This window comes from Loktanella sp. 3ANDIMAR09 (genome assembly GCF_001420005.1).
Taxonomy (GTDB): domain Bacteria; phylum Pseudomonadota; class Alphaproteobacteria; order Rhodobacterales; family Rhodobacteraceae; genus Loktanella.
Map to the genome: position 1 here is coordinate 477,010 of NZ_LJAK01000001.1, position 15,720 is coordinate 492,729.

The window sequence follows — 15,720 nt, forward strand, 5'->3', positions numbered from 1 at the left end:
ACCAACGGCGGAGGCCCCTCCATGACACGACCCTTGCCCTTGCGGACCCCCGACGTGCCAGAGGCAGAGGCATTTACCGATCCAGCCGCGGCTGTGGCGCGTCTGTGCGAATTATACGACGCCGCTGCCGGATTTCTGACCGACGCCTTTCAGCACATGCTGAACACGGGGGCGGCCGATCACAGCTATCGCGCGTTCTACCCGGAGGTGCGCCTGACGACGACCAGCCACGCCCGGATGGACAGCAGGCTGGCCTATGGTCACGTGGCAGAACCGGGCACCTACGCCACGACCATCACCCGGCCAGACCTGTTTCGGTACTATCTCGAACAGCAACTGGGCCTGCTGATGAAAAACCATGATGTCGCCGTCAAGGTCGGTGCATCATCAACGCCGATGCCCGTTCATTTTGCGGTCGCCCGCGACGAGAGCATTACCGTGCCGCAGGATGGTGCCGCCGATTTTCAGTTGCGTGACGTCTTTGATGTGCCCGATCTTGCGGTGACGCACGATGATATCGTGAACGGCGGCGGTTTTTTGTACCCCGATGGCGCGCGCCCGCTGGCACCCTTTACAGCGCAGCGGATCGATTATTCGCTGGCACGCCTGTCGCATTACACGGCGACGGACGCGGGGCATTTTCAGAACCACGTCCTGTTCACCAACTATCAGTTCTACGTAGAGGAATTCGAGGCCTACGCCCGATTGATGCTGGCCGATCCGGACAGCGGCTATACCGCCTTTGTCGGGCCGGGGAATGCGGTCATCACCGATCCTGATGCGCCGTTGGCCGCGACGGCGAAAACCCCGCAGATGCCGACCTATCACCTCAAGCGGGCGCATGGTGCAGGGATCACGCTGGTGAACATCGGTGTCGGCCCGTCGAATGCGAAAACGGCGACCGATCATATCGCCGTGTTGCGTCCGCACGCCTGGTTGATGGTCGGCCATTGCGCCGGATTGCGCAATTCGCAGCGATTGGGCGATTTCGTCCTGGCCCATGCCTATCTGCGCGAGGATCACGTGCTGGACGACGATCTGCCGGTCTGGGTGCCCATCCCGGCGCTGGCTGAAATACAGATCGCGCTGGAAGACGCCGTCGAAGAAGTCACCAAGCTGGAAGGCTATGAGCTGAAGCGCATCATGCGCACCGGCACGGTCGCCACCATCGACAACCGCAACTGGGAATTGCGCGACCATTCCGGCCCGGTGCAGCGGCTGTCGCAGTCGCGTGCCGTGGCCTTGGATATGGAAAGTGCGACGATCGCGGCCAACGGTTTTAGGTTCCGCGTACCCTATGGCACGCTGCTGTGCGTCAGCGACAAACCACTGCACGGAGAGTTGAAATTGCCGGGTATGGCGTCTGATTTTTATCGTGGGCAGGTCGCAAATCACCTGATGATCGGTATCCGGGCGATGGAAAAACTGCGCGATATGCCGCTCGAACGCATACACAGCCGTAAATTGCGGTCGTTCGAGGAGACCGCATTCCTCTAAAAGTGCCGAAAACCCTTAAAAATATGCGCAAAGCGTGCTTTTGGGGCTTGCCAGCCCGCACTATTCGTTGTGGTCTACCACAACATTACGTGAATTGATGCGAAATGCCCCCAACAAGAGGGGGTTCAACCGGAGGAAGACCATCATGGCAACCAAACCGCTGACCAAGGCACAGCTCGTGACCAAGCTGTCCGAGAAGCTGGACACAGACAAGAAGACGGCAACCGCTGCTCTCGAAGCCGTGACCGATATCATCACCGAAGAAGTCTCTGCTGGCGGCGCCGTGACCCTGCCCGGCGTCGGCAAGATCTATTGCCGCGAGCGCCCGGAGCGCATGGTGCGTAACCCCGCCACCGGCGAGCAGATGAAGAAAGAGGCCGACAAGGTCGTCAAGATGACGATCGCAAAGGCGCTCAAGGACAGCGTGAACGGCTGATCTTGCATCTTGTGTGGATAACGGAAAGGGTCGCCCGTGGGCGGCCCTTTTTGTTTGGATTGTAGCGATGGATATCAAGGCACTGGTGATGGGGGTGGCCTTTGCCGCGATGTGGTCGTCGGCCTTTACCTCGGCCCGGATCATCGTTGAATACGCACCACCGCTGACCGCCCTTGCGGCCCGGTTCCTGATGTCCGGTATCGTGGCTGTCGGCATTGCGCTGGCGATGGGCCAGCGGATGCGCCTGACACGGCAGCAATGGCGCGGTGTCATCATCTTTGGTGTCTGCCAGAACGCGCTTTATCTGGGGATGAATTTCGTTGCCATGCAAACGGTCGAGGCGTCGCTGGCATCGATCATGGCCTCGACGATGCCGCTGCTGGTGGCGCTGGCTGGCTGGTTGATCTTTGGCAGGCGTCTGCCTGTGCTGGGTGTCGCAGGCTTGCTGGCGGGATTTGCTGGTGTCGCGATCATCATGTCGGCGCGACTGGGTGCAGGCAGCGATCCCTTCGGCATGATGCTGTGTGCCCTGGCGGCGGTATCGATCACCGTGGCGACGCTGGCGGTCGCGGGGGCGTCATCGGGTGGCAACCTGATGATGATCGTCGGCTTGCAGATGTTCGTCGGGTTCATCTGCTGTGCAATCCCTGCCGTCCTGTTCGAGACACCGGTCATCGACATGAACTGGCGCCTGGGGCTTGCCTTTGGCTATACCGTGCTGGTCCCGGGCGTGCTGGCGACACTGGTCTGGTTCGCGCTGGTGGGGCGCATCGGCGCGGTCAAGGCGTCGACATTCCATTTCCTGAACCCGTTTCTGGGCGTGGTCATCGCCGCCGTCCTGCTGGGAGAAAAGATCGGCCCTGCGGATGTGCTGGGGGTCGCCGTGATCGCGGCGGGCATCCTTGCTGTCCAGATCAGCAAACAGACGACAGTGCCGCCGCCGGTCTAGGCTGCTGCGCGCGCGGCTGGCAAAATGTCCTGATCCAGCAGGCGCATCAGATCGCCGAAATAGCCGCCGCTGCGGGCAGGGCGCATGGGGTCCGACGTGATGGCCACGGTCAGATTGAGGCCGGGGACGACGCAGATGATCTGACCGCCGTAGCCCCGCGCCAACGCATAGCGGTCGCCCCCCGATTCCCCCAGAAACCAGCCGTAGCCATAGGCCAGGCCGGAAAACTGCGACCGCGTGCGTGGCTGGAACGATTGATTGACCCAGCCGGTGCTCAGCACCTGGTTGCCATTCCATGTCCCGCCCATGCGGTACATTTCGCCGAACCGCACTATGGCCGGCAGGGTCAGGCCCATCTCGTTCCCGCCCAGATAGCGGCCCTGCGGATCACGGGTCCATGCGGGCACCTCGATCCCCAATGGGTCACCTAGACGGCGCTGGGCGAGGGTCAGCAGGCTTTGTCCTGAGACCTGCGACAGGACAGCGCCAAGAATGTGAAAGCTGCCGGTGGAATATTGCATGCTGCTGCCGGGCGTCGCGACAAAGGGGCGTTGCAACGCATCCGCCACCCAGTCGCGACTGGCAATCCACCCACCATAATTGCCGCCAGAGGTGCGTTCCAGACCCGCCTGCATGGTCACAAGGTTGCCCACCGTGATCTCCCCCACGCCATCGGCGGCACCGGCGGGGATCAGCCCCGGCGCGATGTCAGCCAATGTGGCGTCCAGGCTCGCGATCTCACCCCGGTCAAGGGCTGCGCCGGTCAGGGCCGCGACGATGGTTTTCGACACCGATTTGATCGGCACGATACGCCCGACGGCGGGGCCGCGAAACGCCTGCGACAGCACCTGCCTGCCGTCCTGATGGATTGCCATGGCATGTAGCTGGTCATAGCTGGCCGCGCGGTCCAGCACAGCCTGCCAGGGCTGTGCCTGCGCGCGCAATGGCAAGGCTGTCAGAGCAGCGGCCCCGGCGATCAAAGTGCGGCGTGTCAGTGTCATGGCGTTCCCCTTGCGCGATTGGCAGACAGCTAGGCCAACCGCGACAAAACACCAGACAAACGGTCGTGAGGTGTCAGCCGATCCGCCCGCGCACGCCGCCCGTCTGGCCGCGATCCAGCAGGATGTGGTCAAGGATCACGCAGGCCATCATCGCCTCTCCGACAGGGACGGCGCGAATGCCCACACAGGGGTCGTGACGACCCTTGGTCACCACCTCGGTCGGCTGGCCATCCATGGTGATCGACTGGCGCGGCGACAGGATGGATGACGTAGGTTTGACCGCAAACCGCACGACGACATCCTGACCCGTGCTGATCCCGCCCAGAATGCCGCCCGCATGGTTCGATGAATAGACCGGCTGGCCGTCATTCCCCATAAAGATCTCGTCTGCGTTGGCGCGGCCGGTCAGCGCGGCGGCGGCCATGCCTTCGCCGATTTCGACGCCCTTGACGGCGTTGATGCTCATCATTGCGGCGGCGAGGTCGGTATCGAGTTTCGCATAGATCGGCGCACCGATGCCCGCCGGTACGCCGCGGGCAACCACCTCGATGATCGCGCCGACGGAATTGTGGTCGTCCTTGCGCAGCCAGGTCAGGTAGTCTTCCCATTCGGCAGCGGCCTGAGCATCAGGACACCAGAAATCGTTCTGCGCGATCTGGTCCCAGTTGAACCGGTCGCGGTCGATCTTCTTTTCGCCCATCTGCACCATGTAGCCTGTGACCTGCACGCCTGGTGCCACTGCGCCGATGGCTGCGCGTGCCACGCCGCCTGCGGCCACACGCGCGGCTGTTTCACGGGCGGATGACCGTCCACCGCCACGCGGATCGCGCAACCCGTATTTCTGGTGATAGGTGATGTCGGCATGTCCCGGGCGGAATGTGTTCAGGATATCGCCGTAATCCTTGGACCGTTGGTCCGTGTTTCGGATCATCAGCTGTATGGGCGTGCCGGTGGTCTGCCCTTCGTAGACGCCGGACAGGATTTCCACGGCGTCGGGTTCATTTCGCTGGGTGGTGTTGCGGTTCTGGCCGGGGCGGCGTTTGTCCAGCCATTGCTGGATCATCGCGGCATCCAGCGGCACGCCCGGCGGGCATCCATCGACGGTCGCACCCAATGCGGGACCATGGCTTTCGCCCCAGGTGGTGAACCGAAAGAGATGACCAAAGGTGTTGAATGACATGCGCAACGCTCCGTTTCTGATCGCCGCGATAGCCCAAGGCGCAGGCTGTGTCCAACCTGGTGCAGCGACGACACCGTGTTTTGCGTCAAATCGGTGCCGGTGCAAGTCATGCCGTGATCCATGCGTCAGAACGCCCGGTGCTGACGCGGGATGCCCGGGCCTCTTTTCATTTGGTGCAGGCGGCGCTAGCTGTTGGGTACCTCGGGGGGCCATATGGCTGAGATGCGCAAGCGGACCCGTTGAACCTGAACCGGTTAAGACCGGCGGAGGGAAGGTCCGGCATAACGTCGTCCCCAAATCCGCCCGTCGTTTTGGAGGATGACATGAAAACCACCTTTGCAAGCGTCGTGGCCCTGATCTGTGCAAGCCCTGCCTTGGCGCAGACACCGACACTGAACGTTTATACCTACGACAGTTTCACATCCGAATGGGGCCCTGGCCCGGCCATCGAACAGGCGTTCGAGGCGGAATGCGGCTGTGATCTGGTCTTTACCGGGGCGGGCGACGGGGCGGCCCTGCTCGCCCGGCTACAACTGGAGGGCGCGCGCACGGATGCGGATGTCGTTCTTGGCCTGGATACGAACCTGACCGCTGCTGCCGCGGCAACCGGCCTGTTCGCACCGCATGGCGTGACGGCAGATTTTGCACTGCCGATCACCTGGGACGACGACACGTTTCTGCCGTTTGACTGGGGCTACCTCGCGTTTGTGGCGCGGGCCGACACTCCGGCGGTCGCCTCATTTCGGGAACTGGCCGACAGCGACCTGAGCATCGTTATCCAGGATCCGCGGTCCTCGACACCGGGGCTGGGCCTGCTGATGTGGGTGCAGGCCGTCCACGGCGACGAGGCCGGTGCGGTCTGGGAGGCGCTGTCCGACAACATCGTCACCGTGACCCCCGGCTGGACCGAGGCCTACAACCTGTTCCTCGAAGGTGAGGCGGACGCCGTGCTGTCCTATACGACCTCGCCTGCCTACCACCTGATCGCAGAAGAGGACGCCACGAAAACATCCTGGGCGTTTGACGGCGGCAACTATCTGCAGGTCGAAGTCGCGGCCAAGGTCGCGGGCACCGATCAGTCGGCACTGGCCGATCAGTTCATGGCGTTCATCGCCACACCCGCGTTCCAGGAGGTGATTCCGACAACAAACTGGATGTATCCGGCCACTGACGTAGCGCTGCCGGACGGGTTCGGGACGCTGACCGTGCCGGAAACCGGATTGCTGTTGTCGTCGCAGGACGCGGCCGCAATTCGGGATACGGCGTTGGAGACATGGCGCAACGCGCTGTCGCAGTGATGCGCAGCCTGCCAGCGCGGCTGTCGGTCGCGCTGGTCCTTGTGCTGACGCTGGGGACGCTGGTGGCCGTCGCGACGCGCGCGCAGGTCGGCAGCGGCCTTTCGGCTGCTGATTGGGCGGCAATCCGGTTCACGCTGTGGCAGGCGATGGCCTCGGCCGTGGTATCTGTGTTGCTGGCCATTCCCGTGGCGCGCGCGCTGGCCCGGCGTCAGTTCAAGGGCCGGTCTGCGTTGGTCATGTTGCTGGGCGCGCCGTTCCTGCTGCCGGTCATCGTGGCTGTGCTGGGGCTGCTTGCGGTGTTTGGACGGGGGGGGATCGCGAACGACGCGCTTGGCCTGATCGGTATTGCGCCCGTCAGTATCTATGGCGCGGGGGGTGTCATCCTTGCGCATGTGTTTTTCAACCTGCCACTGGCCGTTCGCCTGATCCTGCAAGGCTGGCTGGATATCCCGTCCGAACGTTTCCGGCTGGCGGCGCAGCTGAATGCGCCGATGTGGCGTGTGCTGGAATGGCCGATGTTGCAACGCGTCCTGCCGGGGGCCGCACTGGTGATTTTCCTGATCTGCCTGACCAGTTTCGCGGTGGCGCTGATCCTGGGCGGCGGGCCCCGCGCCACGACCGTGGAACTTGCAATCTATCAGGCCATAAGGTTCGATTTCGATCTGGGGCGTGCCGCGCTGCTGGCCGCCGTGCAATTCGCGCTCTGCGCTGTCGCCGCTGCGATTGCCTGGCGCATCACGCCTCTGGACGGTTTGGGCGGTGGTCTGGATCGCGGCGTTGCCCGCTGGGATCATAGCCCGCTGGACTGGGTCTGGCTGGTGGCCGTGACGCTGTTCCTGGTGACGCCATTGGTGATGATCGTGCTGCGCGGCCTGCCGGGACTGACGCAATTGCCGGACAGCATATGGGCTGCAGCTGGCCGGTCCATCGCTGTCGCGGCGGGGTCAACGATCCTGAGCGTTCTGATGGCGCTCTCCCTGGCGCTCAGGGGCGGGCTGATCGCCAATCTGGTCGGTGTGCTACCGCTTGCATCCAGCGCGCTGGTCATGGGGACAGGGCTGTTCGTCATCGTTTATGCCTTTGTCAGCCCAACTGCCGTGGCGTTGCCGGTGACAATGCTCGTGAACGCGGTGCTGGCGCTGCCGTTCGGTCTGCGGGTGCTTGGCTCGGCGGTGCGCGACGTGCGTGCCAACTATGATCGCCTGTCACAAAGTCTGGGTTTGTCGGGCTGGGCGGCGCTGCGTATCGTGATGCTGCCGCGTCTGCGGCGACCCTTGGGGTTTGCGGCTGGATTGGCCGCTGCACTCTCGATGGGGGATCTGGGTGTGATCGCCCTTTTTGCCACCGATGCGCAGGAAACGCTGCCGCTGGCGATGTACCGTCTGATGGGCGCCTACCAGATGGAGGCAGCGGCAAGTGCAGCGCTGCTTTTGCTGGGGCTGTCGCTGGCGGCATTCTGGATTTGCGACCGGGGAGGGCGCGTCGATGCTGATCTTTGACAACGTAACCCTGCGGGTCGGTGATTTTACGCTGACTGCGGATGCGCATGTCGGGCCGGGTCTGACTGCGGTGATCGGACCATCGGGGGGCGGCAAATCGACGTTGCTGTCCGCGATTGCGGGTTTTCTGGACACCGCAGCTGGGCAGATTGCATGGGATGGTCGCGATCTGTCGGGCCGCGCACCGGGGGATCGTCCCGTGACGATGCTGTTTCAGGACAACAACCTGTTTCCGCATCTGACCGTTGCCCAGAATGTCGGACTGGCGTTGGGTCCGCGTCTGCGGATGTCAGCGGCAGAGACCAGTCGCATCGCCGACGTTCTGCGGCGCGTGGGCCTGGGCGATCTTGGCCGTCGCAAACCGGCAGCGCTGTCCGGCGGCCAGCAAAGCCGTGCGGCACTGGCGCGTGTCTTGCTGGCTGACCTGCCTGTTGTGCTGCTGGACGAGGCATTCGCAGCATTGGGCCCCGCCCTGCGGGCCGAGATGCTGGAACTGGTGCACAGGACGCTCGTTCAGGCGGGGCGCACCGTGCTGATGGTCACCCATGATCCATCGGATGCCCGGGCATGGGCCGATCAGGTCATTCTGGTGGCAGACGGGGTGGTGCAGCCACCACGGCCCGCCTCCGCGTTGTTTGCGGACCCGCCAGCCGCCCTGCGAGCCTATCTGGGCACATGAAAAAGGCCCGCCGGTTGGGCGGGCCTTTTGTCTATTGCGATCAGGAAATGATCAGGCTTCGTCTTTGTACTTGGGCTTGTGCGGTGCCCAGAGTTTCTTGTTGGTGAGGTACAGAAGCACCGCCAACAGCGACAGAAAGAGCACGCCCGTCATGCCGGCCTGCTTGCGGGCCGTCATCTTGGGTTCGGCGGTCCACATCAGGAATGCAGCCACGTCTTGCGCGCTTTGCTCCAGGGTGGCTTCGGTGCCGTCGTCATAGTCCAGATCGTCGCCATACAGCGGCGGTGCCATCGAGATCCAGCTGCCGGGCACAGTGTGATGGCCGTGTTCGTCCTTGCACGCCTCTGGAAAGCCGCCGTTGGCGAAGGCTATATTATAGTAGCCATCCATCGGCGTTTCCATTTCCAGCGCGCATTCCGGCTCTTCTTCGTAGCCGGTCAGCAGCGATGCGATGTATTCAGCGCCACCCATGCCGTTGATCAGCTGGCTGATGCCGGTGCCGTAGGGGCCGTGGAAACCCGCACGCGATTTGGCCATCAGCGACAGATCGGGGGCGTTGGACAATGACGATTCAGGATAGCGATCCGCCGGGGTTGCCGCGCGGAAGTCACCAAAGCCGTCATCAAGTGCCTGGTCGAACACCTCGAAGTTTTCGGCGTAGGCGCGCATCTGCTCTTCGGGCAGGGCAGGGCCCGTTTCGTCCGAAAGCGTGCGGAACGCGACCAGTTCGAGACCATGACAGGCCGAGCAGATTTCAGTGTAGACCTTGAGGCCCCGCTGAAGCTGGTTGCTGTCATAGGACCCGAACGGACCCTCGAACGGGAAGGCGTAGTCGGTGATTTCGACCTCGACGCTCGCGGCGTGGGCGGCCCCGGCGCCAAGCGCCAAGGCCGTCATCGTTGTCAGTGAAAGTTTGCGAAACATTGTCATAGATCCTTTGTCTTTCACTCTGCCGGGTTCACGATGGTTTTCGTGCCACCGGTCTTGGAGGCGTAGTGCGCTGCATAATCCGCCTCGATCGTTTCGGGCAGGGGCAGCGGTTTTTCCAGAACGCCCAGCAGCGGCAGGATCACCAGGAAGTAGGCAAACCAGTAGGTCGAGGCGATCAGCGAAATCCAGTCGTACGGGAACTCCGCCGCCTGTGCGCCAACCCACATCAGCACGATGAAGTCGACGACCAGCAGTGCGAACCACCACTTGAACATCGGACGATAGCGGCCCGAACGCACGGTCGAGGTGTCCAGCCAGGGGGCGAGTGCCATGACGGCGATCGCACCGAACATCGCGAGCACACCAAAGAACTTGGCGTCGATGATGCCGAAGGTCAGGAAGTTCACGATCTGCACGACCCAGACGTCAGCGGTAAAGGCCCGCAGGATCGCGTAGAACGGCAGGAAATACCATTCGGGCACGATGTGCGACGGCGTCGCCAGCGGGTTCGCCGGGATGTAGTTGTCCGGGTGGCCCAGGTAGTTCGGCATGAAACCGACGATTGCCATGAACACGGCCAGGATGATCGCCAGCGCGAACAGGTCCTTGATCACGAAGTAGGGCCAGAAGGGCAGCGTGTCCTTTGCTGCGTCTTCCTTGGACGTGCGGCGGACTTCAACACCCGTGGGGTTGTTGTTGCCGGTCGTGTGGAAGGCCCAGATGTGCACGATCGTCAGGCCCAGCAGGATAAAGGGCATCAGGTAGTGCAAGGAGAAGAAGCGGTTCAGCGCGGGCTGACCAACGGCGGATGCACCCAGCAACCAAGTCTGCAGTGCTTCACCGACGAAAGGAACAGCGCCAAACAGGCCTGTGATCACGGCCGTACCGTGGAACGACATCTGGCCCCAGGGCAGAACGTAACCCATGAACGCGGTGCCCATCATCAGCAGATACATCAGCATGCCGATGATCCACGTCACCTCGCGTGGTGCCTTGTAGTTGCCGTAGTAGAGGCTGCGGAAGATGTGCAGATACACGGCGATAAAGAACAGCGACGCGCCGTTGGAATGGAAGTAGCGGATCATGTGACCGCCGTTCACGTTGCGCATGATATGTTCGACGGATTCGAACGCCATGTCGACGTGCGGCACGTAATGCATGACCAGCACGATGCCGGTCACGATCTGCAGTACCAGCGTGAATGTCAGGACGATGCCCCAGATCCACATCCAGTTCAGGTTCTTTGGCGTCGGGATCATCAGCGTATCATAGGCGATGCCGAGGATGGGAAGACGCTTGTGAAGCCACTTTTCACCGTTCGATGACGGCTCGTAGTGGTCGTGCGGGATGCCAGCCATGCTGTTTCTCCTTTAACCGAGTTCGATGGTCGTGGGGTCGACGAATGCGGCGACCGGCACGGGCAAGTTGGTGGGCGCAGGCCCGCGGCGGATGCGGCCTGCGGTGTCGTAGTGGCTGCCGTGGCACGGGCAGAACCAGCCGCCGAAATCACCCTGTTCACCCAGTGGCACACAGCCAAGGTGCGTGCAGACGCCCATCTGGACCAGCCACGCGCCATCGGGCGCGTCGGAACCTTCGGGGGTGGGCAGCGCGCGGTTCTGGTCGGTCGCTTCGGAGCCGACGGCCAGGTTGGCGTTTTCAGCGGATTGATCCGGCAGATCAGCCAGATCCACAGCGCGCGCGGCGTCGATTTCGGACTGCGTGCGGTAGCGGATGAAAACAGGCTTGCCCTGCCACAGTACGGTCAGCTGGCTGCCTTCGGTGATGCCGGACACATCGACACGGATCGACGCAAGTGCCTGCACATCGGCGGATGGGTTCATTTGGTTGACCAGGGGCCAGACGGCTGCGCCCGTGACCACCACGCCGGCACCGGCCGTCGCATAATATAGAAAATCGCGGCGTGTGCCCTGGTGTTCGTCTGCATGTGACAAAGGGATATCTCCGGTTGTAGTGAACGGGGTGAACCGCTCTGCGAAAGACAATAGGCGGACTGCGCCGCTTAATTCGGCGCTGTTTAGCTTGCACGACCCGGCCCGTCCAGCGGACATTCCGGCGCAGGGGTTGCAGTTTGGCGGCGCACGCCTAAGGAATGCTTTCGCCGTGACTTTAATAATAGTGTCATGGGCCACTTTATCCAAACATGCTGGCTGCGGCGCATTGCTGCGGGTCAGGCCGTCGCAGCGGTGTCGATCATGGCCGCGCGTCCGCTGAATGTGGCATGCCACCCGGCCAGCGCGTCCCGTCCGGCGCGCCATTTGCGCGAATCATGCCGCAGATCAAGGTATCCCAATGCGCAGCCCATCGCGATCTGGCCCATGTCCAGCGGGCCGGACAAATGGCTGATCCAGCGGTCTTCGACCGCGTCCAGCGCACGGGCGACCTTGGCCCATTGCGCGTCGGTCCATTCAGGCCATTGCTTGTCGTCCGGTCGCATCCGGCCTTCGTAGGTTATCGCCAGGGCGGCCTCCATGATTCCGTCGGCCGTCGCCTCGAGTGTCAGCGTGTCCCACAGGCGGGCATGTGGATAGAGACCGGCGTTTGCGTGGTCATCCAGAAAACGGGTAATGACGCGGCTATCATAAAGCGCCGGTCCATGAAGCCGCAGGAGCGCCGGGATCTTGCCGATGGGATTGGCGGCGGCCACGGCCGCATCGGTGGCAAAAGGCGTGGTGCTGACATTGACCTCTTGGACTGCGTCCAACAGGTGCGCCTCGCGCAGAAGGACGCGGCATTTGCGGGCAAAGGGCGAAGCAGGTGAACACAGCAGTTGCATGATGGACCTCCGGGGTTGGCGCAACTGTGCACCCGGTCATGGCTGCCTGTCGAGAGGTCAGGCCGTCAGACGCGTCGTGTCGGCGCCGGTGATCACCGCATCGACGATCTGGCCGGTCGGTTGGTCCGTGTCGAAATGCACCTCTGCGAATTGTGCCGTGCGACCCATGCGGGGGCTTTCCATCAGGACGGCGTGGCGCTGTCCGATCTGATCTTGCAGATGGCGGGTCACGGCCGCGTCACCCGCGGCACGCAGGCGTGCGGCGCGATCCTTGATCGCGGGGCCACGGACCTGCGGCATACGGGCGGCAGGCGTGCCGGGGCGTGGCGAATAGGGAAACACGTGCAGCCAGGTCAGCGCGCAGTCCTCGACCAGCGCCAGAGAGTTCTCGAACGCTGCTTCGGTTTCGGTTGGAAACCCTGCAATGATATCTGCACCAAAGGTCATGTCGGGCCGCAGGCGGCGGGCGTCCTGCGCGAAACGGATCGCGTCGTCGCGTGAATGGCGTCGTTTCATCCGCTTCAGGATCAGATCATCACCATGCTGAAGCGACAGATGCAGGTGGGGCATCAGGCGCGGTTCGGTCGCAATCGCCTGCATCAGTGCCTGATCCACCTCGATCGAATCGATTGACGAGATGCGCAGACGCGGCAGATCCGGCACCAGTTTGAGGATGCGCAGGACCAGATCACCCAGACGCGGTGTCGCCGGCAGGTCGGCACCCCAGCTGGTCAGGTCGACACCGGTCAGCACCACCTCTTGAAATCCGCGATCCACCAAACGCTTGATCTGGTCAACGACGACACCAGCGGGGACCGACCGCGAATTTCCCCGGCCAAAGGGAATGATGCAAAATGTGCAGCGGTGATCGCAACCGTTCTGGACCTGGACATAGGCACGGCTACGCGTGCCGAAACCGTCGATCAGATGGCCTGCGGTTTCGGTCACGGACATGATGTCGTCGACCTGCACCGGTTCGGTGCTGCCGATCAGGTCGGGCGCCATCCCGGCCCAGGTGGACGGGTCCATTTTTTCCGTGTTGCCGATGACGCGATCAACCTCGGCCATATTGGCAAAGGTTTCAGGTTCGGTCTGTGCGGCGCAGCCTGTCACGATCAGCGTGGCATCCGGATGCGCGCGCCGCAGTTTACGAATGTCCTGCCGCGCCTTGCGCACGGCCTCTGCGGTCACGGCACAGGTATTGACGACGACGGCATTGGTGACGCCCGCCGCCTCGGCCAATTCGGTCATCGCGGCGGTTTCATAGGCGTTCAGCCGGCACCCGTGGTTGGAAAAGATCGGTGCGTCAGCCATGCCAGACCCCGTCGAAGACATGCGCGGTCGGCCCTGTCATCCAGACACCGTCCGCGCGCCAGTCAATCATCAGCGTGCCGCCGTCCAGGTCGATGCGCACATGGTGCCCGGTCAGGCCGCGCCGCGCGGCCGCCACCGCCACGGCACAGGATGACGAACCGGACGCGAGCGTCACACCCGCGCCACGTTCCCAGACCCGCATGCGCAGATGATCCGGCCCAACGACCTGCGCGAACTGCACGTTTGTCCGTTCGGGAAACAGCGGGTGATGTTCTGTTTCGGCACCGCGTGCCGCAAGGTCGATTGCGGCCAGGTCATCCACGAAAAAGCTGCAATGCGGATTGCCCATGCCGGTCCCGACCGGATCGCCTTCGATCGGCAGGTGCAGAGTATCTGTGTCATGCGCCAGCGGAATATCCGCCCAGTCCAGCAGCGGCGCACCCATGTTGACGGATACACCGTCCGGCGTGCGCTGGGCGAGCAACGTTCCGCGATCCGTCGTGATCGTGACGCGGTCCAACCCTATGCGCGCCATGTGCCATGCCGCGATACAGCGCGTCGCGTTGCCGCAGGCTGCCGAGGTGCTGCCGTCGCTGTTCCAAAAGGTCAGATGCAGGTCACCTGCGTCGCTGTCTGCGATTTCGGCCAGCTGATCAAAACCGATTCCGCGATGCCGATCCGCCATCGCAACAGCCAGGCGGGAATCGACGGCGTGACCTTCGCGTGCGTCAATCACGACGAAATCGTTGCCCAGGCCGTGCATCTTCATGAAGGGGATCGGGTGTGTCATGGGCGGGCCTATACGCCTGACCGAGAACTTTATCCAGCCCGTGCCGCTTTGGGGGGTTGACCATCTCGTGTTGCCATTCTAGTTCGCACCCCGTGGTCAGAGCCTGTAGCTCAGTTGGTAGAGCAACTGACTTTTAATCAGTAGGTCCAGGGTTCGAACCCCTGCGGGCTCACCACGAAAACCTTTCAGGACAGCTAGCGTATCGCATGCCAGGCAGGCACCCTGCGGGGACGATATGCTTTGCGTCATATCGCCTGTTCGGTTGGCAGTGCGCGGTCGGTCCGACCGCGAATCGCAGGCACTGGACTATGCGCTCTTGCGGATGACCAGCCTTCCCAGAAAGGCATGCAGTTTCTTGGTGCGCTTCTTGCCTTCGAGGACTTCGACCAGTGCGTTTGCCATATCCGTCAATGGCTGGCGGTAGGTCGTTAATTCGTATTGCGGGCTGGACGCCTGCGGCACATCGTCGAATCCCGTGATCGCGATATCTTCGGGCACGCGCAGTCCCAGTTCATAGCGGATCGCATCGCAAGCCCCCATCGCCAGGGCGTCGTTTTCACAAACCAGCACATCCGGCAAATCTGCCTGTTTTGCGCCTTTGAAACGTTGCACCACGAGGTCGTAGGCCAGCTTGGGGTCGTAACGGTCGACAGAGGCGAACCTGGGGCGGTTTCCGCTGGTCTTTTCCCATTGCGACAAGAAGATTTCCTTGCGCTGAAGGTGTGCGGACTGCGTCTGCGGGCCAGCAATGAAAAACGGGTTCCGATAGCCTGCCGCAAACACATGTTCTGTAATGGCCGTCATCGCCGCGCGGTCATCGCAGCAGACGGAAATCGTATTTTCGTTTTTCGACATGCGCGCAAAGACGATCAGTTTCTTGACCCGCTTGGCACCGATCGCGGTCTCGAGGCTTTGGTCGTTGAAGCTGACGCCGATGAGGATGGCCGCATCGACACGGCGTTGGCTGGCGTTGAGGAGTGCTGCTGATGCGTCCTGCTCATCGCTGGTATTCACCAACAGCGTATCATAGCCGTTCTTGCGCAGGATGCGCGTCAGCCGTTCCATCATCACCAGCTTGTGCGGGTTGGCAAAGTCATCGACGAGCAAGGCCACCAGATTGGTGCGGTCAGTGGCAAGGCTTGTTGCCAGCAGATCCGGGACATAGCCCAGCGTTTCGGCGGCTTTCATGACCTTTTCGCGGGATTTCGCGGAAATAGAGGCGTCTTTCTTGAAGGCGCGGTTCACGGTCCAGCGCGACACGCCAACCATTGCGGCAACGTCGTCAGCCGTAACAGAGCCTTCTTGATCCTTCATTTCCGAAACGGCTCCTTCGACTTTGCGCATGTTCGGCGA

At 62.5% G+C, this 15,720-nt stretch carries 15 protein-coding genes, 1 tRNA gene and 1 riboswitch; of the genes, 7 read left to right on the forward strand and 9 right to left on the reverse strand.

Features of this window, described 5'->3' with window-relative positions:
* Window positions 1–21 precede the first annotated feature (21 nt).
* The 3 genes from AN189_RS02395 (at window position 22) to AN189_RS02405 (ending at window position 2,882) form a co-directional block, all read left to right on the forward strand.
* A complete protein-coding gene (locus AN189_RS02395) occupies window positions 22–1,497 on the forward strand; it encodes an AMP nucleosidase (protein WP_056030737.1) in 1,476 nt (491 codons plus the stop codon).
* 145 nt (window positions 1,498–1,642) lie between these two features.
* Window positions 1,643–1,933: an HU family DNA-binding protein gene (locus AN189_RS02400; protein ID WP_056030386.1), complete on the forward strand. Its 291-nt coding sequence runs from the start codon at window positions 1,643–1,645 to the stop codon at window positions 1,931–1,933.
* Between the two features lie 67 nt (window positions 1,934–2,000).
* The gene (locus AN189_RS02405) at window positions 2,001–2,882 is read left to right on the forward strand and encodes a DMT family transporter (protein WP_056030388.1); all 882 of its coding nucleotides are present in this window, start codon (window positions 2,001–2,003) and stop codon (window positions 2,880–2,882) included.
* On the opposite strand, the gene AN189_RS02410 is transcribed toward AN189_RS02405, so the two are convergent.
* Together AN189_RS02410 and aroC are read right to left on the reverse strand one after the other, a co-directional pair.
* A complete protein-coding gene (locus AN189_RS02410) occupies window positions 2,879–3,883 on the reverse strand; it encodes a serine hydrolase (protein ID WP_056030391.1) in 1,005 nt (334 codons plus the stop codon). The genes AN189_RS02405 and AN189_RS02410 overlap by 4 nt on opposite strands.
* A gap of 73 nt (window positions 3,884–3,956) precedes the next feature.
* The gene (aroC, locus tag AN189_RS02415; protein WP_056030395.1) at window positions 3,957–5,063 is read right to left on the reverse strand and encodes a chorismate synthase; all 1,107 of its coding nucleotides are present in this window, start codon (window positions 5,061–5,063) and stop codon (window positions 3,957–3,959) included.
* Between the two features lie 192 nt (window positions 5,064–5,255).
* Window positions 5,256–5,352: riboswitch (TPP riboswitch) on the forward strand.
* Window positions 5,353–5,386: 34 nt separating this feature from the next.
* On the opposite strand from aroC, the gene thiB reads away from it, so the two are divergent.
* Genes thiB through AN189_RS02430 form a run of 3 tightly spaced genes read left to right on the forward strand, consistent with a single transcriptional unit; the run spans window position 5,387 to window position 8,539 of the window.
* Window positions 5,387–6,361 carry a thiamine ABC transporter substrate binding subunit gene (thiB, locus tag AN189_RS02420; RefSeq protein WP_056030397.1) on the forward strand — a complete coding sequence of 325 codons (975 nt, stop codon included), beginning with the start codon at window positions 5,387–5,389 and terminating at the stop codon, window positions 6,359–6,361.
* Window positions 6,337–7,860 (forward strand): hypothetical protein, encoded by a 1,524-nt coding sequence (locus tag AN189_RS02425; protein WP_056030400.1) that lies wholly within the window; start codon window positions 6,337–6,339, stop codon window positions 7,858–7,860. Before thiB ends, AN189_RS02425 begins: the two co-directional genes overlap by 25 nt.
* Window positions 7,847–8,539: an ATP-binding cassette domain-containing protein gene (locus tag AN189_RS02430; protein WP_056030403.1), complete on the forward strand. Its 693-nt coding sequence runs from the start codon at window positions 7,847–7,849 to the stop codon at window positions 8,537–8,539. Before AN189_RS02425 ends, AN189_RS02430 begins: the two co-directional genes overlap by 14 nt.
* Window positions 8,540–8,590: 51 nt before the next feature.
* Here the strand turns inward: AN189_RS02430 and AN189_RS02435 are convergent, their stop codons facing one another.
* The 6 genes from AN189_RS02435 to dapF all read right to left on the reverse strand — a co-directional run bounded on the left by AN189_RS02435 (window position 8,591) and on the right by dapF (window position 14,367).
* Window positions 8,591–9,469: a cytochrome c1 gene (locus tag AN189_RS02435; protein ID WP_056030406.1), complete on the reverse strand. Its 879-nt coding sequence runs from the start codon at window positions 9,467–9,469 to the stop codon at window positions 8,591–8,593.
* Window positions 9,470–9,483: 14 nt separating this feature from the next.
* The gene (locus AN189_RS02440) at window positions 9,484–10,827 is read right to left on the reverse strand and encodes a cytochrome b N-terminal domain-containing protein (RefSeq protein WP_056030409.1); all 1,344 of its coding nucleotides are present in this window, start codon (window positions 10,825–10,827) and stop codon (window positions 9,484–9,486) included.
* 12 nt (window positions 10,828–10,839) lie between these two features.
* Complete coding sequence (petA, locus tag AN189_RS02445; protein WP_056030412.1) at window positions 10,840–11,421, reverse strand: ubiquinol-cytochrome c reductase iron-sulfur subunit; 582 nt, start codon at window positions 11,419–11,421, stop codon at window positions 10,840–10,842.
* Between the two features lie 236 nt (window positions 11,422–11,657).
* Window positions 11,658–12,263: a glutathione S-transferase family protein gene (locus tag AN189_RS02450; protein WP_056030415.1), complete on the reverse strand. Its 606-nt coding sequence runs from the start codon at window positions 12,261–12,263 to the stop codon at window positions 11,658–11,660.
* A 57-nt stretch (window positions 12,264–12,320) separates the two neighbouring features.
* The gene (gene mtaB / locus AN189_RS02455; RefSeq protein WP_056030419.1) at window positions 12,321–13,577 is read right to left on the reverse strand and encodes a tRNA (N(6)-L-threonylcarbamoyladenosine(37)-C(2))-methylthiotransferase MtaB; all 1,257 of its coding nucleotides are present in this window, start codon (window positions 13,575–13,577) and stop codon (window positions 12,321–12,323) included.
* Window positions 13,570–14,367 carry a diaminopimelate epimerase gene (gene dapF, locus AN189_RS02460; RefSeq protein WP_056030423.1) on the reverse strand — a complete coding sequence of 266 codons (798 nt, stop codon included), beginning with the start codon at window positions 14,365–14,367 and terminating at the stop codon, window positions 13,570–13,572. Before dapF ends, mtaB begins: the two co-directional genes overlap by 8 nt.
* 99 nt (window positions 14,368–14,466) lie before the next feature.
* Here dapF and AN189_RS02465 point away from each other — a divergent pair.
* A tRNA-Lys gene (locus AN189_RS02465) sits at window positions 14,467–14,542 on the forward strand.
* A gap of 131 nt (window positions 14,543–14,673) precedes the next feature.
* On the opposite strand, the gene AN189_RS02470 is transcribed toward AN189_RS02465, so the two are convergent.
* Window positions 14,674–15,681 carry a LacI family DNA-binding transcriptional regulator gene (locus tag AN189_RS02470; RefSeq protein ID WP_253279530.1) on the reverse strand — a complete coding sequence of 336 codons (1,008 nt, stop codon included), beginning with the start codon at window positions 15,679–15,681 and terminating at the stop codon, window positions 14,674–14,676.
* Window positions 15,682–15,720: the final 39 nt, after the last annotated feature.